Annotated in this window: 14 protein-coding genes, 1 tRNA gene and 2 pseudogenes; 6 read left to right on the top strand and 11 right to left on the bottom strand. The window is 64.3% G+C overall.

Annotated features, from left to right (window positions below; translation table 11 throughout):
- Positions 1–6 precede the first annotated feature (6 nt).
- Together ACFUJR_RS12095 and ACFUJR_RS12090 are read right to left on the bottom strand one after the other, a co-directional pair.
- Positions 7–303 (bottom strand): helix-turn-helix transcriptional regulator, encoded by a 297-nt coding sequence (locus ACFUJR_RS12095; RefSeq protein WP_383177823.1) that lies wholly within the window; start codon positions 301–303, stop codon positions 7–9.
- Positions 304–866: 563 nt separating this feature from the next.
- Positions 867–1,520 carry a hypothetical protein gene (locus tag ACFUJR_RS12090; protein WP_383177820.1) on the bottom strand — a complete coding sequence of 218 codons (654 nt, stop codon included), beginning with the start codon at positions 1,518–1,520 and terminating at the stop codon, positions 867–869.
- Positions 1,521–2,011: 491 nt separating this feature from the next.
- Here ACFUJR_RS12090 and ACFUJR_RS12085 point away from each other — a divergent pair.
- Positions 2,012–2,095: transfer RNA gene (locus ACFUJR_RS12085), tRNA-Arg, on the top strand.
- A gap of 15 nt (positions 2,096–2,110) precedes the next feature.
- Here ACFUJR_RS12085 and ACFUJR_RS12080 read toward each other — a convergent pair.
- Genes ACFUJR_RS12080 through ACFUJR_RS12070 form a run of 3 tightly spaced genes read right to left on the bottom strand, consistent with a single transcriptional unit; the run spans position 2,111 to position 3,170 of the window.
- A complete protein-coding gene (locus ACFUJR_RS12080) occupies positions 2,111–2,575 on the bottom strand; it encodes an IS630 family transposase (RefSeq protein ID WP_383450365.1) in 465 nt (154 codons plus the stop codon).
- Positions 2,576–2,596: 21 nt separating this feature from the next.
- Positions 2,597–2,851, bottom strand: a complete 255-nt coding sequence (locus ACFUJR_RS12075; protein ID WP_383450362.1) for a winged helix-turn-helix domain-containing protein — start codon at positions 2,849–2,851, stop codon at positions 2,597–2,599.
- Entirely contained in the window at positions 2,844–3,170 is a 327-nt protein-coding gene (locus ACFUJR_RS12070) for a helix-turn-helix domain-containing protein (RefSeq protein WP_383450359.1), read from the bottom strand. Before ACFUJR_RS12070 ends, ACFUJR_RS12075 begins: the two co-directional genes overlap by 8 nt.
- 1,003 nt (positions 3,171–4,173) lie before the next feature.
- On the opposite strand from ACFUJR_RS12070, the pseudogene ACFUJR_RS12065 reads away from it, so the two are divergent.
- The 4 genes and pseudogenes from ACFUJR_RS12065 to ACFUJR_RS12050 all read left to right on the top strand — a co-directional run.
- A pseudogene (locus tag ACFUJR_RS12065) lies at positions 4,174–4,380 on the top strand (transposase family protein); the annotation flags it as partial.
- 522 nt (positions 4,381–4,902) lie between these two features.
- On the top strand, positions 4,903–5,250 hold the full coding sequence (locus tag ACFUJR_RS12060; RefSeq protein ID WP_383176358.1) for a hypothetical protein: 348 nt from the start codon (positions 4,903–4,905) through the stop codon (positions 5,248–5,250).
- A 93-nt stretch (positions 5,251–5,343) separates the two neighbouring features.
- Positions 5,344–12,399, top strand: coding sequence for an RHS repeat-associated core domain-containing protein (locus ACFUJR_RS12055; protein ID WP_383176355.1), 7,056 nt, complete (start codon positions 5,344–5,346; stop codon positions 12,397–12,399).
- A gap of 561 nt (positions 12,400–12,960) precedes the next feature.
- Positions 12,961–14,691, top strand: coding sequence for a hypothetical protein (locus ACFUJR_RS12050; protein ID WP_383176353.1), 1,731 nt, complete (start codon positions 12,961–12,963; stop codon positions 14,689–14,691).
- 109 nt (positions 14,692–14,800) lie between these two features.
- Here ACFUJR_RS12050 and ACFUJR_RS12045 read toward each other — a convergent pair whose 3' ends face one another.
- The 5 genes from ACFUJR_RS12045 to ACFUJR_RS12025 form a co-directional block, all read right to left on the bottom strand.
- Positions 14,801–15,421 carry a hypothetical protein gene (locus ACFUJR_RS12045; RefSeq protein ID WP_383176350.1) on the bottom strand — a complete coding sequence of 207 codons (621 nt, stop codon included), beginning with the start codon at positions 15,419–15,421 and terminating at the stop codon, positions 14,801–14,803.
- A 58-nt stretch (positions 15,422–15,479) separates the two neighbouring features.
- Positions 15,480–17,048 carry an alkaline phosphatase D family protein gene (locus tag ACFUJR_RS12040; protein ID WP_383176347.1) on the bottom strand — a complete coding sequence of 523 codons (1,569 nt, stop codon included), beginning with the start codon at positions 17,046–17,048 and terminating at the stop codon, positions 15,480–15,482.
- Positions 17,049–17,198: 150 nt separating this feature from the next.
- On the bottom strand, positions 17,199–18,098 hold the full coding sequence (locus tag ACFUJR_RS12035; RefSeq protein WP_383176344.1) for a carbohydrate ABC transporter permease: 900 nt from the start codon (positions 18,096–18,098) through the stop codon (positions 17,199–17,201).
- Entirely contained in the window at positions 18,095–19,063 is a 969-nt protein-coding gene (locus ACFUJR_RS12030) for a carbohydrate ABC transporter permease (RefSeq protein WP_383176341.1), read from the bottom strand. Before ACFUJR_RS12030 ends, ACFUJR_RS12035 begins: the two co-directional genes overlap by 4 nt.
- Positions 19,064–19,072: 9 nt before the next feature.
- Positions 19,073–20,002, bottom strand: coding sequence for a hypothetical protein (locus tag ACFUJR_RS12025; protein ID WP_383176361.1), 930 nt, complete (start codon positions 20,000–20,002; stop codon positions 19,073–19,075).
- A 463-nt stretch (positions 20,003–20,465) separates the two neighbouring features.
- Between ACFUJR_RS12025 and ACFUJR_RS12020 the strand changes: the two genes are divergently transcribed.
- Entirely contained in the window at positions 20,466–20,906 is a 441-nt protein-coding gene (locus ACFUJR_RS12020; RefSeq protein WP_383176338.1) for a PaaI family thioesterase, read from the top strand.
- A gap of 146 nt (positions 20,907–21,052) precedes the next feature.
- Here ACFUJR_RS12020 and ACFUJR_RS12015 read toward each other — a convergent pair.
- A pseudogene (locus tag ACFUJR_RS12015) lies at positions 21,053–21,136 on the bottom strand (transposase); the annotation flags it as partial.

The following is a 21,136-nucleotide window of genomic DNA, read 5'->3' as shown; positions in this document are numbered from 1 at the left end:
GCCGCGTCAGGCGGTTGCCGATGAGTCGGGGCGACGCTGCGGCGCAGCCATCACGGGGTTCAGGGCGGGGTTGGAACGCGAGTCCGCCTGCTCTTGCTCGCGTATCCAGGCATCGAGGGCATCGAGCCTGTACGTCACACGCCCACGGGGGCCCATACGGAAGCTCGGCGGCCCCTGGCGACGGTGACGCCAGACGTAGAGCGTGCGGGGCGACAGGCCGAGGTATACGGCGGCATCGCCAACGGTCAGGAATGCCTTACGGACAACACTGTCGAGAGTGTCCGCGGTGGTTGAAGCCGACATCAGACATGTAGGCACAGGAGGTCCTCCAGGGGACATGAGGTCCATGGACAGTTGATGCAGGGGAGTGCAGACTCGCGCCGCACGGTCAAGGCGCGTGGGAACCGTTGTGGACCCGGAGTCAGGTGCCGGCTGCCCGTGTGGCGGGACGTGAATCACCGACGAAGGGGTGGGAATGAACGCCACCGTTCGAACTCGGCAGGCAGGGCGGGAAAGGGAAGCTGCGGAGGTTCGTGCGGGACGACAGCGCGGACTCGGTGCGGTTGAGGCGGGCGACGATGCTGCCGGCTTCATCGGCGTCAGCATCGTTCTGGTCATCGCCCGCCTGCCCAGGCCGGCGCGGACACCGTGAGGGACGTTGACGGACAAGAGGCCCCGCACTGACCCACTGGCCCCACGGGGGAATCACGTCCCAGCCGGCGAAGGGCCCGGCAGCAGGAACTCTCGGACGCGCGATTTCCTACGCCAGGCTCGCCTGTCGTATCGAGTAGGCGGTCAACGCCGCGGGGCCGCGCCGGCGCCTTCGAAGAGACCCGCGCGCTCGGCATACGTCCGACCGTCGGCGCCTACGGGCATAGCAAGGCGGCTTCCATGAGGTCGTAGGAGATCTCGCCCGACGGCCGGAAGCAGTGCGGGAAGCGCCGGGCGAGTGCAGGGGCGCTGACGCCCACCCACTCGGCCACCATGAACACCTCGGCGGCAGTGCGGTATCCGCCCAGCCATTTGGTAATCCGCGCGTCCCGGAGGCCGGACACGCGCCTGCCGAGTGGCGTATCGATCTCGTGCTCCGCCAGAACCGCCTCTCGGGCCTGACGCCACGCCCTCCGATAGACCGCACCGGACAGGGGCCGACCGCCTTCACCAGCGAACACCGCGTCGTCAGCCCGAAGGTCGTATCGAGCTATCTGTGCCTTCAGAATTCCGGCGAGCTCAGGACACGCCGGCACAACCCGTGGGACCGCCGACGTCCCGTCAGCCCCGCCCCTGCCGTTGCCACGCCGAGGGGGAATCACGAGGCCGCCCTCGTCTGCGTCAGACAGCTGGACGTCGCGGACCCTGAGCCCGAGCGCCTCCTGCGGCCTCAGCGCCGCAAAGGCGACGGACGAAAGGAAAGCGTACGTAGCGGGCCCGCTCCCCGGGCGCCGCCCAACCCACTGCAACAGGGCATCTCGCTGCTCTTCCGACAGCAGGAACCTCTCATCAACAAGGGCGACAGACACAGTCAGGAACTCCTCACAAAGGGACGTGACTACAACACGGCAGGGCCGTCTCGGCGTCACCGCCGACGAACACGTTCCATACTCCACAGAATTCCCGGTTAACCTAACCGGGGATTCTCTGCTATATATTCGCCGAGACGCCCGCCAGAGCCAGTCACGGACTGAGGCAACACATGCTCAGGGATATCGTCAGACCTGAATCTATTTTGGTCGCGTGACGACACATCAGCCTGACGGCTGACCCGACTCGCCTTCTCCTCACAGCTCTCGAATCGGTCTGATCAAGCTTGACATGCCCCTGCCTAGCGCTCCAGTGTCCAGCGCCCCGATGTCGTCTGCCAACGGCGAACTTGCCTAAAGGGAAGAGGATTTCGCACCCCGTCGACCCGCAAGCCTTCCTCGAGGAGGGCTCTTCCTGAACTTCACCGCCGCCTGGCCAATCGAGGAGACAGAGCCGCAGGGCTATCCTGGGAGAATCTGCCACGGTCACGGCCGGCGCAACGAAGATCCTGAAGCAGGGAAAAGAGCAACGGCCTCCGGAGCCGTATGCGCAGGTTCGAATCCTGCCGAGGGCACTGAGCGACTATTGATCAGAAACTCATGGGGTTCTCGTCCAGGACGTAGCGGACGTGTGGGTCGCTGGAGTAGTCGCGGACGATGTGCGGCTGGCGCTGGCGTCGGCGGAGGAAGCGGCGGGTTTCGGCGGCGAGTTCGGCTTGATCGCGGGCTCGGTGCTGCCGGGGCGGGCTGTGCTTGAGGTCGGCGTTGACCAGCTCGTCGGGGTTCAGGACGGGTGAGTACGGTGGGAGGAAGTGCAGTTCGACGTCGTCGGGGTGGGCGGCGAGCCAGTCGCGGACTTTCTTGGAGCGGTGGGCGGAGTGTCCGTCGACGACGAGGTGGACCTTGTGGTTGAAATGGCCGGCGAGCCGGTCCAGGAAGCGGCACATCACCTCGGCGGTGAAGCTCTCGGTGAAGACCATGAAGTGCATCCGGCCCTTGGTGCTGATCGCCGACATCGCGTTCACCGAGAACCGGTTCCCGCTCCGGCGCACCACGGGCGTCTTCCCCTTCTCTCCTCACGTGCGGCCGGTGACCTGGTCGGACCGGATGCCGACCTGGTCGGCGAAGAGGATCTCGCAGCCTTCGGCCTTCGCCTTCGCGTCGCGGATCTTCGGCCAGGTCTCCTGATGCCAGCGCGCCACGGCCTCCGGGTCCTGCTCGACGGCCCGCTTGTCAGGGCGCTGGAAGGAAAGCCCCCACCGCTTCAGGTACTTGCCCACCCCCGGTTCGGTCAGCCGCACCCGGTACAGCTTCGCGATCAGCTCACCCACCAGCCGCCGCGTCCACAACTGACCGACCCAGGTCTCGGGACCGGTGGTCGAGGACCGCCTGCCGCACAGCGGCCTGCACGGCCTCCCCGAGCACCTGGTGCACCCCGACCGGCTTGCCCCGCGGCCGCATGACCAGCGCCTCCCGCCCGCCGGCCAGCCACTTCACCCACCAGCCATCGACCGCCTTCAGCGACACCCCGAACACCGCCGCCACGCCCTCAACGGTCCCACCCGCCACCAACGCGGCCACCGCCCGCAACCGCAGACCCTCCTGCGCCGACGGCGACAGATACCGCGCGTCCCCCACCAGATCGCTCACACCCCACCAACGACCCAAAACCCAAACCGTCTCGGATCAATATGTCGGGGATCTTGGAGTTCTCGGGACGAGGGCTGTTGGCGCTTGGAACACTTCGGACGGTCCTGCGTAGTTCTGTCCTCCTGAGGTGACCAGTGTCCGTTCGTACCCGGTTCGGTGCGGTAGTTCCCGAGTTCACAGCCCAGATGGCGCGGGCCAGTAACCCCAGCGGCACCACGGCGATGTGGGTACGTGACCACCTCGATAGTCTCTGGGACGACAGGGACTTCGCTTCGTGGTACCCGAGCGATGGCCGCCCCGGACTCTCACCGGCCCCAGCCGGCCACGGTCTGTGTCCTGCAGCTTCTGCTCAAGCTCTCCGACCGGCAGGCGGCCAAGGCCGTGCGGTTCCGCGTCAACTTCAAGTACGCACTCGTGCGCCACGAGGCGCCGCTATTTCCGGGCGGGGGTGAAAGACCCCTGCCGCTGGCATGTCGCAGCAGGCTGGCGAAGCTGAGGGCAGCCTAACCGCGGAGACGCGCGGGAGGGTGGCAAGCAACCCTGACAACGACGGGACATACTGGTACTGCCAGACAGTACGGGCCCGGCAAGCGAGATGAGAAGCCGTACGGGAGGAACCAGTGCCCGAAGCCTCGTAACACTTGAACCGGCTCGAACCTGGTGGATCTGGGCCGGGTGCAGTGCGCGTGACCGCCCAATCGCGGCGGTCGCGACTCCGTCGCCAGTGAAGTGCGCTGGTGCGGAGGCCATGTTGAAGGTCTGCGGCGCAGGCATGGCGATGCTGCCGGGGTACAGCTGGGCGGCTCACTCGACAACCGGATAGCGGTGAACGTGGGAAGCGATCCGATGCCGCCCGAGGTCCGGCAGCCAGCCGGGCCGAGGGCAGGCCCGTCGTCGGTTGATGGCAGCGGATCGTGGCGGAGTCCTCGTAGTAGTCCCAGCGCGCGAGAGGCGCGTAACTCCGTTCGACTTGCAGGTTCCAAGATCGGTTGAGATACGGCTTCTGACGACCGGCATCAAAGGCAAGCCACTCCAGGAACTCACCCCCACCGAAAAGACCCTCAACCGGGCGCTGGCCGCAGCACGAGCGCCCGTTGAACGCGATGTCGCGCGTCTGCAGTCCTGGCGGATCTTCCGCAGGTCCCGGTGCAGCCCCAACCGCATGACGTCAATCGCCAAGGCCATCCTCACCCTGGAGCGTCGGCGCTGAAGAAGCTCAATAAGAGCGGAAACCGGTCGGCCGCACCGAGAACTGCAGCGTCCTGGCGACCAGCGCGGCCACTTGCTCGTCGGTGACCGACAACGGACCGCCCGAGCGAGTCATGTGCCCTGCCCCAGGCCGACGATGCGGCCCACCGCATGCGCGGTCGAACCGAACCGGTCGGCCACACCCTTGTTCGAAACACCTTCGCACAAGCCAGGGTGCCCCCGCACCTCAGAGCCGGAATGACAGGCGATCGAGCCTCTCTGCAGCCCGCTACCTCCCTCGCCTGCCCGGCATTTGAGGTTGGTGCGGCGAACTCGGCGGCTCCACCGCAGGTGGCCGAGAACCGGCAGGTAGCCCGCCTCCGTATCGGAGTTTGAGACGTGCCCTACATCTCGAAGGGTTCGTCGTCATCGCAGTCGCCTGTGCACAGGTTCACGTCGTGACCGATCCCCGGTCATTGGCAGGTACTCAACAGAAAGAGATGTGGACATGAGGATCAGAGCTTTCCTTCTTGGTGTTGCGAGTGTGGGACTCGTGCTCGGCACGGCGGCCTCCCCGGCACTGGCTTCTGGCGGAGAAGTTCAGGCCAGCGCCTGCGCGAAGTGGGGTCCGACCATCCAGTTCGACCCGATCAGCCGGGAGGTCATCGCGTACGGCTCGTCGTCCTGCGACTTCTCGCTGACGATCAGGCACGACAAGACGTTCCAGTCGGACCCGGTTCTTTCGCGCGGCTACTTCTCGGCGAATCAGGGAGGAAGTGTTTCCTTCCAGTGCCAGAGCTCAGGCGGTAGCGACGGAAACGTCTATGCGATCGTCACGGACGCGAGCGGCAGTGCGGAGACGAGCAGGATCTCCGTGAGTAACTGCCTCTGATTTCTCATTCATCGCGAGGGTCGGCTCTACCGCCACTGGCAGTAGAGCCGACCCCATTCGGATCTGTTCGTTCGCTGCCCTTTGGAGGGGCTGATGAAGCGTATAAGTGCTTATAGGAGAGGCGGAGGCCGGCGCGCTGCCGGGCTTGTACTGGCCATGGCATTGGGTGCGGGCATTGCACCCTGGTCGATCGCCTCGGCTGCGGCTGATGAGGGAGGTGGGGATACTCCTACTTTGACGGAACAGGCACCCGGTGGCATATCGGTGTCCGGTACGTCAGGGCAGGTGGACAGTAAGCAAGGCGTGTTCGGGCAGTCTTATCCATTCACACTACCGAAGGGGCGGATGGGTTTCACGCCCTCGCTTGGTCTGCAGTATTCGTCGACCGGCGCTGTTCATGGCGGGATTGCCGCCGGATGGACATTGTCGGCTCCGGCGATCAAGGGTGACAGGCGAGCCGGATCTCTGAAGTTGGCGAACGCGTTTGGTTCGGTTCCGGCCGACCCGAAGCACTTCCGGGCGCCGGACGGAAATGAGCTGGTGCCTGTTGATGGGCTTCCGGTAATCACCGGCGCGAAGGGTTTCCGGTCCGTCCACGACCAGAGCTACGCCCGGTATGAGTATCTGGGCAATATCGCGAGCAATCCGTACTGGTGGCAGGTACTGACATCGGACGGTGTGACCCGGTTCTACGGCAAGAAGAGTGACCACCCGTACACGTACGCTCCGTTGGTCGCGGAGACCACGAAATATGGGGATCGGATCAGCTACTCGTATGTCACAGTGGACAAGGACGGCGAGCCGCCGGCGACTACGGATGTTCCGCTCGGATTCCAACTGAGCCGCATCGACTACCAGGACCCGGACGACAACACATACGCCTCGGTGATCTTGCAGTACGCCGCCCCGACGTACTGCAACAGCACCCAGGATGTCCAGGGCTCGATTCCCCTGGGGAGTCGACTCGACTATAGCCTCGGCTTCGGGCACCTGACGGGCGGCGGTCGCCTCGACTTCGTGTCGACGTGGCGTGATGCCGATGGCGATCCGGCGGCGCCCAAGCCTGGTGAGCCTGTGTGGGCGAAGGTTCGTGAGTACGCCCTGACGTACGACGCGACGACGGAGTGCGCCAACCAGTCGGCGACTCCGTTTCGGCAGCTGAAGTCGGTCCAGGAATCGGCGACTTCGCCGAACGTGCCGGTTGGTCAGCCCGGATATATGACAGTTAAGCCGCCGGTGGAGTTCACCTATGGCAAGGCCGAGGCTTATACCCGTCCGGACCAGTTCGAGGCGGAGCAGCCGCTGGGTGCGCCGTTGCCCAGGGACGGGCGTATGGGCGGCACGAAGTGGGTGGATGTCAACGGTGACGGTCTGGTCGATGTTCTGTCCCAGAGTGAGGGCAGTTGCCAGTATGACGTGCGGATCAACCGTGGTGGTGGTGTCTTCGATCTGAATCCGGCTGATTTTGCCGGCCTTGACATGAGTTTTGTGACGGCTGATGTTCCGGTGCAGCCGGGGGACCATTATGAATGCCGGGGAGGCGCGGGTCTGCTCTGGGATCCCAGCGAGGGTGCTGGTCCTGGTGTGCAGCCGATGGCGTGGGTCTCGAACGGATTCCAGGACATAGACAAGGACGGGCTGCCCGACATCGTTGCCCAGCCACGGGCGGAGGTGTGGGCGAGCAGCAACGGCCCGGGGGTGATCACCTCCGAGCACTACTACGCGAGTACACACGATTTCCCCAAGGCGGGGCAGGGCGACAACTGGCATTGGGAGAAGGGGGCGTCGTTCAGCGACAAGGACGACACGTTTGCCTTCAAGGAGTGTGAGGGCGGCTGCCAGCTGAACCCGTACACGCAGCGGCGCTGGTATGTGTACTACAACCAGGGCGACGGGACTTTCAACACCACTCCCGAGGTACGGAATCCCACGCCTGCTGGTGCGTATGTCCCCCGGGCAGGGGCTGACGTGAGTGGCCAGACGAGCACGGCGTCGGTGTCGACGATGGATATCGACGGCGACGGCCATCTCGACTTCCTCGGTGACCACGGTGACCAGACGACGGCGACCACGCCACTGCGTCGGGGCAACCAGAGTGGTGATTTCGACAGTGAGGTCACGGCTGACTGGCGGCTGGGTTACAAGGAGTTCAACAAGCAGGACCGTGTGAACAGCCCCGATTACTTCTTCCGCGCGGTCTGGACGCAGAACGCGAGTCTGGTCGACTTCAACGGTGACGGTCTTCCCGACCAGATCCATGAAGAACACCGGCCCGACTTCTTTCCCAGGACGAATCTATACTTGAACCGGGGTGACGGGTTCGGGAAGGACGGCCTAAGGGACGCCGGGCTGAAGGACACGTTCGGCGAGGAGACCGCCTATCTGTGGCGCGGTGCACTCTCCGACTCGCCCCCCTACGGGGGAATGGAGTATCCCGCTGACAGCACCACCACCCGTCGTATGGTCGATTTGGACTATGACGGGCTGCCCGAACTGGTGACGTATCAGCCGGCCGGTGACGGGATTCCGGCGACGTACCGGATCTATCACAACGGTGGTACGGGGTTCGTGCTCCTGCGAGCAATCGAAGGACCTCAGGTTGCCCGCTATTTCACCGGCGTGTCGACTGACATGATCGCCCCGCTCTACGATTACGCCAAGATCACGACCTCGTTCGCCCGGGACATCAACGGTGACGGTCTTCTCGACCTGGTGGGCGACCCGGACCGGGACGGCAACCCCGGTGTCCGGCTGGCCAAGCCGGTGCTCGACACCTCGGCCGACTACGCCGCCCCCGCGCATCTGCTGCGAACCGTCTCCAACGGCTACGGCGCGAAGACCACCATCACCTACGAGAGCCGCCCCGACATCGGCCGCTGGGTGGTCGGGAAGGTCGAAACAGACCCGGGTCAGGGCGACAAGTCCGGCACCATGTACACGTACGGCAAGGCGGTCAAGGGCAAGGACGCCTATGCCCGCCTTGGCTTCCGCGGTTTCGAGTCGGTCCAGACGGTGAACTTCGGTGACGGGGTCGCCGCCGCACAGCAAGGGGCGGTGCACACCACGTTCGGATACATCGAGAGCCCACGGGGCCTGCCCACGCGCACCGTCAAGGCACTGGGCGCTGAGGCATACGATCCGCAGACAGAGCAGAACGTGATCAGCGTCGCCGATCACGGCTATTTCAAGCGAATCCTGCCCAGGGCGGTCCGTCCTGACGGCATGTCCCTGGCCTACTCGTTGCGCACGATGCTGCCTTACACCACAGACAGCTACATCTGCGCCACGGCGGACGGCGAGACGACCACCGCGTGTGTGAGCGCGGCGAAGAAGCTGTCGCACAAGTCCGTGGTCGAGTCCGTCTACGCGGACGTGGCCGGTCAGCAGGAGTTTGTCGCCGACCGCGTCAAGGCCACGGAGTCGACCTTCACGAACACCCAGGGCCAGCAGGAAACCATGCGCTCTTCCGTCACCGTGCAGGCAGCCTGGGGCCCGGCTGTCTACCGCATGGCGATGTACGACACCAAGCAGGAACGTGTCCTGGACGGTGTGACCGAGCAGACCGGTGCGCAGCACTACCGCTACTGGGATGGCTACGGCAACGGAGGCACCTATGAGTTCCTCAAGACCGTGACCGTCGATGACGGGTCGGGCACGGCGGCGACGTCGTTCATCGAGCCGTACTTCGCGGGTGCCGCCATTGGGCAGGTCCACAAGGTGTGGCAGGCCGAGCAGTACGCGAAGGACGGCACGGGCGGCGCATACAGCAACGCCACCTACGACGGGTTCGGCATCAACACGGTGCGGACCGTGAACGAGGCCGGGCACGTCGTGGAAGCGGTCACCGACTTGGGCACCGGAACGGTCCTGAAGACTACAGGGCCCAACTTCGCTTGCGAGGACGGCAGCAGCGCCGGCTGCACGTTCGACACCGCGGTGAAGGCGGAAGGCACCGCGGTGTCGGTGGACGGTTTCGGCCGGCCACTGACCGTGACACGGTCCTCGGTCAGCCCCGTCCCGGACGTGGTCGTCTCCAAGGCCACCTACGACGACGCAGCCGCCTACAACTCCGGCGGTACGGCGCTGGTGTCCACAACCTCCGAAACGCTGGGGGCCGCAGGCCAGTTCAGCCACAGCGTCAGTGAGATGGATGGTCTGGGCCGCACAGTTCGTACGGTGACCCAGCAGGACCCGCACCCGCAGCAAGAGACGCTGTACGCCTACGACGCGCTCGGCGGTCTGAAGAGTCACACCAGCCCGGACCCGGACGGGACCGGCACAGTCGGCTACACCTTCGAGCGTGACGCGATGGGGCGCGCCGTCAAGATGTCGGGTCCGAACCCGAAGTGGGGGTCAGGCACCACCACCGTGCTGGCCGAGGCCACCTACGAAGGTCTCGTGGAGACAGTGCGGCAGCGCGTCAGCGACTCCAGCCCGTACACCGAGAAGCGGATGGAACACGACCCGGCGGGCCGACTGGGCAAGATCGGCGAACGCAAGGCAGCTGGCACAGGCGATGCTGCCCTGGCCTTCACCACCTACGCCTATGACGGTAACGGCAACGTCGCGAAGATCACCGATCCGGACGGTGTGGTCACCGACCTGGTCCACGACTGGGCCGGGAACCGCACCCAGGTGACGTCCTCGGGCAAGCAGTGGTCCTACGGCTATGACCGCAACGGCAACCTGACCTCACTCACCGAGCCGCACCCGGCCGGGCAGACGGCCGCCTACACCCGTACCACCACCTACGACGACCTCAACCGGCCGGTCACCGAGACTCCCGCGGTGCGCGATCTGACTCCCGAGGAGCAGACCGCGTTCAAGACCGGGGTCACCCGCCACTTCTACGACAGTGCCCACTCCTCACTGACCGGAGCGGACACCGTCCAGCAGATCGGACGCCCCTCCTACACCACCAGCCCTGTCGGCACCACCGTCCACCGCTACAACCACCTGGGCAACGCGGCGGGTATCAGCCAGACCCTCACCGAAACCGGAGGCCTTCCCGCCACCACCGAAACCCAGCACCAGTCGATCGTCAGCACCCCGACTGGACTCACGCACTCCGCCCAGTTCAGCTCAAGCAGCGGTCATAGCGGCTCCACCGTCGTCTACGCCTATGACCAGGCCGCCCAGCCACTGTCACTGAAGACCTGGGTGAACTCGACGAACATCAAGGTGGCCGAACTCACCCGTAACGCGGCCGGCCTGGTGACCGAACGCCGGGCCAACGCCAATAGCGCGCAAGGTTTCGCCTCACCGCGCATCGCCTTCGACCACACCACCGCCGGACAGCTCTCCGTCCAGGCGGTCTATCTCAACTCGACCACCCTCTACCGCAGCAGCTTCAACTACGCGGGCAACGGGCAGGCCGAGAACAGCACCGAGACGCTCCTCAACGTCCCGACCACCACAACGACCTACACCTATGACCACCGCCACCAGCTGACCGGAGCCACCCAGATCTCCGGTGGCGTCGGCTACAACGCCACCTTCGGCTACACCGACGGCGGACGCCTGGCCGAGGCGAACATCGGCAACAGCACACCCGCGGTCCGCATCAACCCGCGCAACGTCACCTACACCTACGACCCGACCAACCCCCAGCAACTGAACAAACTGACCAAGCCCGACAACACCGACTACGCCACCTACACCTACGACCAGGCCGGCAACACCACCACCCGCACCGTCGGCGGTGAAACCATCACCCAACGCTGGGACGGCCACGGCCGCCTCGCCCGCACCACCCGCGAAGACGGCTCCACCGAAACCTACTTCTACGCCGGCGCCGGCCCCGACCGCATCGCCGTCCAGCACACCAACCCGGCAGGAGACACCACCCAGGTCCGCCGCACCTTCGGCGCACTCGAAACCATCTACACCCCCACCAGCGACCCCGAATACCGCCAACACCTCACACTCGACGGCACCATCGGCCGCCTCGACGGCAACAGCACCCAGGCCACCCTCGAGTACTACTACACCAACCCCCAAGGCCACGAAGCCCTCGCCATCAACGCCACCGACGGCCGCATCATGCGCGCCGCCACCTACGGCCCCTACGGCGAACTCCTCACCCAACAACTCGACCCAGGCACCGCGGCAGGGAAGTACACCCGCGAATTCAACGGAAAAGAATACGACACCCACAGCGGACTCCACTACTACGGATACCGCTACTACGACCCCATCAACCTCCAATGGACATCCACCGACCCCCTCTACCGACTCGCACCCGACAGAAACCCCACCAACCCCCGCACCGCCAACCTCTACACCTACACCAACAACAACCCCATAGGATTCATCGATCCTGACGGACTCGCCCCGGGCGGTGCCGATGTCTCGATGTGGGACGAATCGACCTGGTTGACCTTCGGATACTTCGGACCCAGTGGGTTCAATATGACGAAGGAGCAACGAGACGACCGGTTCGCCGGAGACGTCGAGGCACTCTCCATACACCTTGGCGAGTTGGGTCTGTCATTTGTTCCAGTGGCAGGTGACCTCTATACCCTGCACGTGACTGAGCCGGGGTCGAATGCACAAGCGTTGGCAGGCGCCAGTTATATGATGGTGCTCGTAGGTGCTGTCATTCCAGGCCCTATTGACAATGTCGCTTTCAGGGCAAGCAAGGGTGCCATCCTCACTGGGGATGACGTTGGAAGGGCACTTAGGTCAGCCCCTCACGGCACGGTGTTCGAGGGCGCCTATATTCCTAGGACCAGGCAACTTTACCTGCGACAGCAAGGAACGATGCCCGGTCATCATGGTGGCGATGCGCTACTGGGTAACCCTTTGAAGACGGCACACAAGGCAGACGGCTCACACCGGCATATGATGGGATTTACGGCGACGGTCACTGATCAGGGAACCGAAGTGTGCATGATATCTAATATCAACAGCTCGGGCTCCTGGCAGCAGTACGGGCACTCCAGCATTCTCTGGGAGGGCGAAGGGGTTGTGAATATGAGCAAAATCCCGCCGCGGGCAAGGAACCGGCAAAATATCATGAACGAACTTCAGTCCGTTTCCGGTACGCCCGCCTTCCAGACCCCTAGATCAATCCAGGAAGGCCTCTTCCAGGATTTGCTGGAAGAGGTGGGCCGAGCCAAGGCGAGAATACTGCTCCAGGGTCGCTAATTCCGGTGTGATATCCGCTTGCAGGCGGCCTTAGCCAAGAGCCTGGACCTCTCTCCAGGGAGGGCTCCAGGCTCTTGGCGAGCTGGAAAGCGCGTCCTTCAAACGCCCCCTCCTCAGGCTGATGCTACGCCGAACCAAACGTCTCCCTGCGAGCGTATAGGAAAGCGTTGGGGTCAATACAGGCCGAGGCGCCCTATGAGGTCTGAGCTCAGAGTGACTCAGCACCCCATAGGCGCCCACGATCTGAACTTCGACCGCCTTCAAGGACTGGCACATCGGAGAGGGTAAATGAATAGAATACTCACATGGTCGAAATGGGTGGCGGTGATGTGTGCAGCCGCGCTATGCGTCCTCAGCTTCGGAGGTGGCGCTGCTCTCGCCGGGGAGGGGGATTTCGCCACTTCCAGTGGAGAACCCGATACAACTGATGTAACTTCGCAGGGTATCCCGGATCCGCCGGAAAATGCACCGGAAATGCCCCCTTGTGATCCCTTTCAATGGTGGTGGGGAGTCACACATTACTGGGTCAGGTCCTGCGATCCGAATCCCGATACGCTGGGTTTGGCATATAGACTGTCCTATTATGTATCGAGTGACAGCAATACGGTAGATGAATTTGATGTCTGCGTCCCGAACATTCCAGATTCACCGCCGTTTTACGTCGGCTATCGACGTTCTACCGGACACGAGCCCGGCGACCTCGCGAATGCCACGTGGATGGGCACATGTGCACCAAAAGCTGATCCCCCGCAGGTAAACGTCACCGGGAGCGTCCTCACCAAAGACCCTGAGGGGCCCGAGGACTCACGAGCGCTAAGCGGAGCGCGGTACGAACTCTGGTATCGAGGAAAGGCCGGGGCCGGCACAGCGGTTGAGTGGCGTCCGGTCAAGGACGGTGTCGGCGGAAGCGGGAATCCCGTAACAGGGCATCTGAACGAGGCAGGTGAGTACAACCTCAACTTCATCTATCCCCAGGACTACAAGCTGCCCGACGACGGGACGCTCTGGGAAGGGTGCGAGGACTCAGGAACGCGCTACCTGAACTCACACGCCTGCGCAGCGTCCGACATCGTCCTCCGCGTCTACGCGCGAAACTCGGACGACTCGGCCCTCGTCAGGGCGATCGATGGTACAGATGGGGCAGCGGCCAACGTCGAGCTGGGGCGGTTCTTCGAACGGGCGCCGGGGAACGACGTGCATTTCTCCGACGAACCTGCCGCGTTCGCCTATCGCGCGATCCACAACGTGCGGGACCTGAAGGTGTCCAACAGTGCCGTTCTTCCCGTCACCATCCAGCTGAACGATTCGGGCGACAACCGGTACAGCTTCCTCACGCGGATCGCGAACCTCGACAAGGACTACGCGGCGTACTCCACCGCCGAGCACGAAGTGGGCCACGCGCTGGAGCATTACCTTCAAGGAACCGGCCTTGTCGGCGCCCCTGACTGTAATCCTCACAATTTCCACGCGCCGAGCAACCAGGAATGCGCCCGGCAGGAAGGCTTCGCGACCTTTGTCGCCGTGGCTGCAGAGCATTCGCCGGGCATGGATCCCCTCTACGTCAGCACCGAAGGCGCGGCCAACGTGGAGCGGTGCACGGTCCAGGGCACGGGATCTCCGTACCCGAGCAGCTGCTTCGGTGGTAGCAATGTAGAGGGCCGCGTGGCGGCCGCGCTCTGGGACCTGTACGACAGTACGTCAGCCCCTGTGGAATCCGAGAGGGGATTCACGGATTACTCCGAGAACTCCCTTGACGTGATCGCCGCCACTTGGGCTGCCGCCAAGCCTCGCGCTTTTGATGACTTCGAGAAGGCGTGGACTGCGGCAGGACATGTCAACGACAAGAAGACGATGTTCCTCAACACCCTCTCCTACGCCAAGCTGGTGGACAGTGCCGTCGCGGACACCACGGGCTCGTGGTCCAGTGAGAGCTGTGGCATCGCCTCCTGCGTCGGCGCGAACGTGCTCCGTTCGAACCGACAGGCGACGGACTCCCCGAGCAGTGTGGTGTGGAACGTCAATGTGGCGCTCAGTAAGGGCGTCTACGACCTCTGGGTCAACATCCCCGTCGCCGGCGAAGACGCGGCGGCCGTCTACCAGGTCACCACGGCCACAGGAACGGCACATCTGACAGTCGATCAGCAACAAGGTCCGGGCTGGATCAAGATCGGTGGGACGGAGGGCCTGGCGTTCGACGATCTCCAGTCCCTTCAGGTAACGCTCAGCAACGGCTCAAGCACACCGTATGCCGACCTCGTGGCCGACGGCCTGCTCATAGCTCCACGCAGCTGATTGCGGTCGGTGGCTCCATCCCCTCCGCCGCGAACGACGGAAAGGCGCTCCCCCATCTCCTGGGGGAGCGCCCTCGCTGCGCTACTTCGGTGGTGCCAATCGACTGCTGTCAGCGGGTCCGGTGCACGGCAAGGGTCACGTGGTACTCCGCGCCCGATCCCTTCATGACGATGGTGTAACGCTTGTGGTCACCGACATTCTTGATGTCGAGTGCGAGTCCCTGTTGGGTGAACTGGTAGGTGGAGCTGTCTATGAAGTCGTCGTCGCCGCCGAGCTGTCGGCCTCCGTCTTCCTCCCACGCCTCGATCTTGATGGTGTTGGCATAGGTGCCGGTGCTGTTGACCGACCAGGCGTCGTCGCTGCCGAACAGTACGTCGTCGGGGTAACTGTCGGAGTGGACGATCTTGGGGGTGATGGCTCGGTGGTAACGGTCAAGATGGTAGATGTCGCCGGCGTCGAAGTGCCCCATCGTGGCGGTGTACATGGTGTCGTACGACAGCGGTGAGTTCGGCAACGTCGTCTTCATGTAGATCTCATCCGAGTTGGACCCGCCGTCGAAGCTCGTCTCCGAGACGCACTTGATGGTGTCCACTTCGAAAACGTACCTGCGTGATTCGACAGGGATGTCGGCTGCTCCGGCGGAGGTCGGCTGCATGGCGGCGGCGAGTGCCGCCAGTGCGCCCCCGACGGCGATCCGCCGCCAGCCGATGGGGCGAGTTCTCTTCTTCATCCGGATTCCTTTCCTGTGGCCGTCTGGCTCGACTGTCTGTTCGCGTCGGAAATGCCCGTCAGTCCCAGTCGGTGGCCATCAGGGGGATGTGGGTTGTCTTGTTGGAGAAGGTCATCGACCGGTCCTGGACGGTGCAGCTGGCGATGAGTCGATCGGGCTGCGCGCCGGTTTCGGTGACGAACTGCGTCCCTCGCCACTGGACGTTGATCCGGTTGTAGTCGACATCCAGGAGCATCCAGCCGCGGTGTCCACTGGTCCACAGGACGTCGTCGTTCGTGGCCTTGATCTCGCCCGTACCGGGGCCCAAGCCGCCGTACGTTCGTTCTCCGTCACCTTCGGAGGTGATCGAGGAGGTGACCAGCTCGACCGCCCGCCGGTTGCCGTTCTTGTCCGAGACGTACTGGGCGAAGGCGTTGTGTACGTCCCCGGTCAGCACGACAGGGTTGCGCACACCCATTCTCACCAGGTCGCCCAGCACCCGCTGCCGCTCTGCGTCGTAGTTGTCCCAGGCATCCACGTTGAAAGCACCCGTGGGGTCCCAGCCGGCCATGACCACCTGCTGGGCCAGGAAGTCCCAACGGGCACCCCGGTAGTTCTGTCGCAGCATTTCCCTCTGCTGTGGGCCGAGCAGGTACCTGTTGGTGTCCTCTTCCCGCCCCGAGTCCTGGTCCGACCGGAACTGCCGGGTATCCAACAGGTGGAAGGAGGCCAACTTGCCCCAGGCGTGGTGTCCAGTGATGTCTATGCGACTGTTCTTCGGCTGCCGCGACATGGCCATGGGAGTGTTCTCCCAGAATGCCTTCATCCCGTTGTGCCGGCGGACCCACCACCCAGCCGAACCAGCGCTGGCGGGAGTCTCCGGAACGTCGCCCGCCCAGTCGTTGTCGATCTCGTGGTCGTCGAAGAGCGCGATCATCGGGGCCGACGCCCTCATGCGCCGCTCGCTGGGGTCGGAGTGGTATTGGTTGTGCCGTATCCGATAGTCCGCCAGAGTGAAACAGTCCCCTCGGCTGGGCAGATGATCTCGAATCGCGGGGTCGTACGAGTCCGCGTAGACGTAGTCGCCGAGCATGAGCACCAGGTCCACGTTGTACGTGGCGATGTGGTCGTACAGGTGGAAGTACCCGTGCTCGAAGTTGGCGCACGAGGCAGCCGCGATCTTCAGCGGCGTGGTGCCGTCCGTCGACGCCGGAAACGTCCGCATCCGCCCGACGTCCGAACGCCAGTTGCTGTATGAGAACTGATAGAACAGTTCCGTGTTCACCGGCAGATCAGGCACGCTCAGGTGGACGGTGTGGCCATGAACGTCATAGGCAAGGGCCGTCCCGGAAGCGACGACATCCGACAGGGCTCGGTTTCGGGCCACTACCCAGTTGACCCGCACATCACCGGTGGGCATGCCGCCCCGACCATCGGATTCGAAGAGCGAGATGGCGAGCTTCGTCCAGAGCACGTTGTCCACCGGGCTGGAGGACACCCCGAACCGGAACGGGTTGAGCAGGAAGGCGGGCTTCACCTCGACCGCACTCGCACTTCCCGGATTCAACCCGATGGCTGCCGCCCCGAGCCCTCCGGCCGCCACACCGGCCGCGGCCTTGATCAGCCGTCTGCGGTTCATCCACGGCATTCATTTCCTCCTCCATGCGTTGGTGCCCGCAGCGGGCTGCGGGCACCTTCACGACCACTCGGTCGCCGTTTATCAATACGCGACCTGATAGCGATTGGATCTCGCGCTGTTTCACATGGAGGAACCGCCAGACCCTGGCGCGGGCTCGGCTCAGCCCTTGAGCCCGGACCGGGACACCCCTTCGATCACCCACCGTTGCGCGACGACATAGAGAAGGAGCACCGGGACGCTGGCGATCACGGCGCCGGCCATGAGGAGGTCGTAGCGAATGTTGTTCGCGCCCTGGAAATTGGCCAGCCCCGCGGGAAGAGTCAGGCTCTCAGGGCTGAGCAACACGTAGAGGGGCCATAGGAAGTCGTTCCAGGATGCCAGGAAGGCGAGCAGCGCCAGAGTAGCGAGCGCTGGACGGGAAAGAGGCAGGATGACCCGGACGAAGATCTGCCATCGGTTGCATCCGTCGATCTCCGCGGCTTCTTCCAGTTCCGCCGGCAGGGCGAGGAAGAACTGCCTGAGGAAGAACACTCCGAACGCGCTCGCGGCTCCCGGGACGATGACCGAGGGCAGCGTATCTATCCAACTGAGTTCGTTGACCAGCAGAAAGTTAGGCACCAGCAGGATCACCGGTGGGACGAAAAGCGTGGCGATCACCGCGACGAAGATCGTTCGGCGACCGCGGAACTCCAGACGCGCGAGAGCGTACGCCGCCGGTGTGGCCGTCAGGAGCACCAGGGCCGCGTGTCCACCCGCGGCCATGAGGCTGTTGAGCAACCACAGCAACACCGGGCTGTCCGTAGTACTCAGGATCTCTCGGTAGGCGGCGAGGCTCACAGGATCAGGGATCCACTGCGGTGACGTGGCACCCGCTTCCTCTCGCTCCTTGAGGGAGGTGACCAGCATGTACAGCAGGGGGCTCAGATAGAGAGCCGCCACCACCGCGAGCACCAGTTGCAGGAGGGAACGCCGCATTCTCCTCCGGACGTGGGCACGACGGTGGTCGGGAGAGCCACCGCCCGGGGCGAGAGCGGCGTAGGTGGCCGAGTCGGTGGTCATGGCTTCTCCTGCCGCTCGCGGAAGACACGGAAGACGATCACGCTGGCGGCCATGAGGGCGAGCGCGAGAATGAAGCTCATGGCCGACGCGGTGCCCATCTCGAAGCGCCGCAGCCCCGTCTCGGCGATGAGGAAGATGGCTGTCTTGGTCTCGTCGGCCGGTGCGCCAGTGGTGATCAGGTAGGACTGGCCGAACATGTTGGCGGACGCGAGGATGGTGGAGTTGACGACGAACAGCGCCACGGGCCGCAGCCCTGGCAGGGTGACGTGGCGGAAGCGGTGCCAGGGGCCGGCACCGTCCACCCGGGCGGCTTCGTACAGCTCGGACGGAATGTCCTGAAGTCCGGCCAGGTAGATCACCGCGTTGAAGCCGAGCGTCCACCAGACCGTGACGCCGACGAGCGCCCACCAGGCGGCAGGGGTGTCCGTCGTCCACTGCGTCGTATCGGGGAGGCCGAGGGCACCCAGATAGTGGTTGACCAAGCCGATGTTGCCGTCGAGCAGGAACCTCCACACGACTCCGACCACGGCGACGCCCAGGACGTACGGGGCGAAGTAGACGGCTCGGTAGAAATTGCGGCCCCGGAACTTCGCGTTCATCAGGAGGGCGACGAGCAGCGGGACCAGCAGAAGAAAGGGCAGCGAGAGTGCGGTGAACACACCCGTCGCGCGCATCGCCGTCCAGAAGCGGCTGCCCTCCACTCCGTCCGGCTGGAAGAGCTCGGCGTAGTTGGCGACTCCGACGAAGGGCTTGGCCGCGAAGTTGATGTCCCAGTCGTGCAGGCTGATCCACAAGCCGTAACCGATCGGGATCAGCATGAAGGCGGTGAAGAGCAGCAGGTACGGTGCGAGGAAGAGGTAGGGGGTCCACCAGCGGTAGGAACGGACCGCGGCCGGGGGCCGGTTCCTACCGCCAGGTGCGGATCTCCGCCGGTGTTTCGCTCGCACGGTCGGCAGTTGAGCCATGGAGCGTCCTTAGCGTGTGTACTTCTTCTTGTTGTCGGCGAGCAGCTTGTTGGCGGTCGCGACACCGTCCTTGAGAGCCTGCTGGGGCGACGACTTCCCCAGCACCGCCTGCTGGACGGCCAGTTCGAGTGCCTTGGCCTGGACGTCGCCGATGCCCGGAACGGCCGGCAGGAAACGGAATACGGCGGGGTCGGCGGCGAGGCCGGTCTGGGGGAGTGAGGCGACCGCGGATTCAGCGCGCACGGAGTTCCGGGCCGGGATCATGCCCGCCTTGGCCCACTCGGTCGACTTCTTGCTCATGTAGTCGATGAAGAACTTCGCGGCCTGGACCTTGTTGTCGTCCTTCGCGCCCTGGGAGGTGAGTACGAAGTTGTGAGAGGCGGTCCACACCGCCGGAGTGCCGCCGATGTTGGGTATGACCGACATGCCCCAGTCGAGGTTGCTTGCATTGGCCTTCAGATCGTTGATCTGCCAGATGCCGTCCCAGGTGAATGTGCCCTTGTTGTTCTTGAACGCGTTGTACTGGGCGTCCTGGGCGACCTGGCGCGGACTGTGCTCCTGAGTGACCTGGGTGTACATCCACTGAAGCGCCTCGATGCCGGCGTCGGAGCCCCAAAGGGCCGTCGTGCCGTCGGCGTCGTAGAGCTCGCCTCCGAACTGCCAGAGGAGAGACATGAACATCAGGTGCGCGGGCCACTTGTTGGGCATCCAGAACGGCTGTGACAGGCCCTCGCCCTTGAGGTCCACGAGCGCCTGCTCGAAGCCGGCCCTGTCGGTGGGTGCGGTCTGCAGCCCGATGCGCCGCAGTTGCTTGGCGTTCCAGTAGTTCGCGAGGCAGTGCACGTCCAGGGGCACGCTGTAGCGGCGCCCCTCATAGACGCCGGCCTGCCAGACGGCGGGGATGAAGTCGGAAGCCCGCAATCCCGCAGAGGTGACCACGTCATCGAGGGGGGCGAGGGTGCCACGTGCGGCGAACGACGGAACCTCTGCGGCTTGATCACCTCGGTTTTGGACAGGTCGATCGCGGACTCCATCAGTGCGTTGACAGTCGTACGCGTCGCCGACCGATCTGATCGAGGCGGCGATGCCGGCCTTCTCCAAGTGCTCGACCAGTGTGAAGGATGAACCATGCCAGGTTCGGTGGAGACTTCCTCATGCTCGACGAGCTCGTCCGGGACGTCGAGCGCGGCAGGATACGGAACCAACAGGGCCCCTTCGGTCGCCAGCGCGGAGTGGATACACCATGTCGACGACGAGGGCCCTGCCTCATGACCATCCCTCTGATCAGCCCGTTTCACCCGTCAGCACAGAATGAAAGAGGTTCACTCAAGCGGCATGAACCGATCTTGACAGGCCGCGCCGCACGACGCGATGCTCAGGAGACTAGTGAAATGAGGTCGCGGTGAACGCATACCCCCCGGATCTGGAACTCGCTCGGAAGGCACTGGCCTCCCAACCCTTCAGCATCTACCTGGGCGCCCGGCTGACGGCTTTCGGCGACGGCGCGGCCACCCTGGAATTGGACGTCCGCGAGGAGCTGCGCCAGCAGAACGGTTTCGTCCACGGCGGTGTCCTCAGCTACGCCGCCGACAACGCGCTTACCTTCGCTGCCGGTACTGTCGCAGGCCCCGGGCTACTGACCGCCGGCTACACCATCGACTACCTGCGCCCCGCCCAGGGCGCGGTACTCCGCGCTCATGCCGAGGTCGTGCGCCCCGGCCGCACCCGGGTCGTCTGCCGTTGCGACCTGTTCCTGCTGGACTCCAGCGGCAATCAGATGCTCTGTGCGATCGCCCAGGGCACCATAGCCGTCGCTGAAACCGCCCCGCCGGTTTCTGGGTAGCAGGAGTTCCGCACACGGGCTTTCTGACCTGACTGTTCCTGATCACGAAGGTGTCCTCGCTCGGTAGCGTGACGATCGCAAGTCCGATGCTGCGCGGCTGCGGCAGGGCCGTTGAGCTGGAACGTTACGACCGGGCTAGTGCCGCATCAGGCAACGTTCGCCCTGTCGACGACGGCGCGTAGGTGCCGGTCGTCGGCGTGGCGGTTTCGCCAGATGATGTAGCGGCGGAT

Source organism: Streptomyces sp. NPDC057271, assembly GCF_042668715.1.
Taxonomy (GTDB): Bacteria; Actinomycetota; Actinomycetes; order Streptomycetales; family Streptomycetaceae; genus Streptomyces.
This window is presented reverse-complemented; position numbering and strand designations above follow the sequence as displayed.

Excerpts from the sequence above, each read along its gene's own strand:
- ACFUJR_RS12095 (WP_383177823.1), bottom strand. The coding sequence starts at position 303 with ATGTCGGCTTCAACCACCGCGGACACTCTCGACAGTGTTGTCCGTAAG.
- ACFUJR_RS12045 (WP_383176350.1), bottom strand. The coding sequence starts at position 15,421 with ATGAAGAAGAGAACTCGCCCCATCGGCTGGCGGCGGATCGCCGTCGGG.
- ACFUJR_RS12035 (WP_383176344.1), bottom strand. The coding sequence starts at position 18,098 with ATGACCACCGACTCGGCCACCTACGCCGCTCTCGCCCCGGGCGGTGGC.
- ACFUJR_RS12055 (WP_383176355.1), top strand. The coding sequence starts at position 5,344 with ATGAAGCGTATAAGTGCTTATAGGAGAGGCGGAGGCCGGCGCGCTGCC.
- ACFUJR_RS12040 (WP_383176347.1), bottom strand. The coding sequence starts at position 17,048 with ATGCCGTGGATGAACCGCAGACGGCTGATCAAGGCCGCGGCCGGTGTG.
- ACFUJR_RS12030 (WP_383176341.1), bottom strand. The coding sequence starts at position 19,063 with ATGGCTCAACTGCCGACCGTGCGAGCGAAACACCGGCGGAGATCCGCA.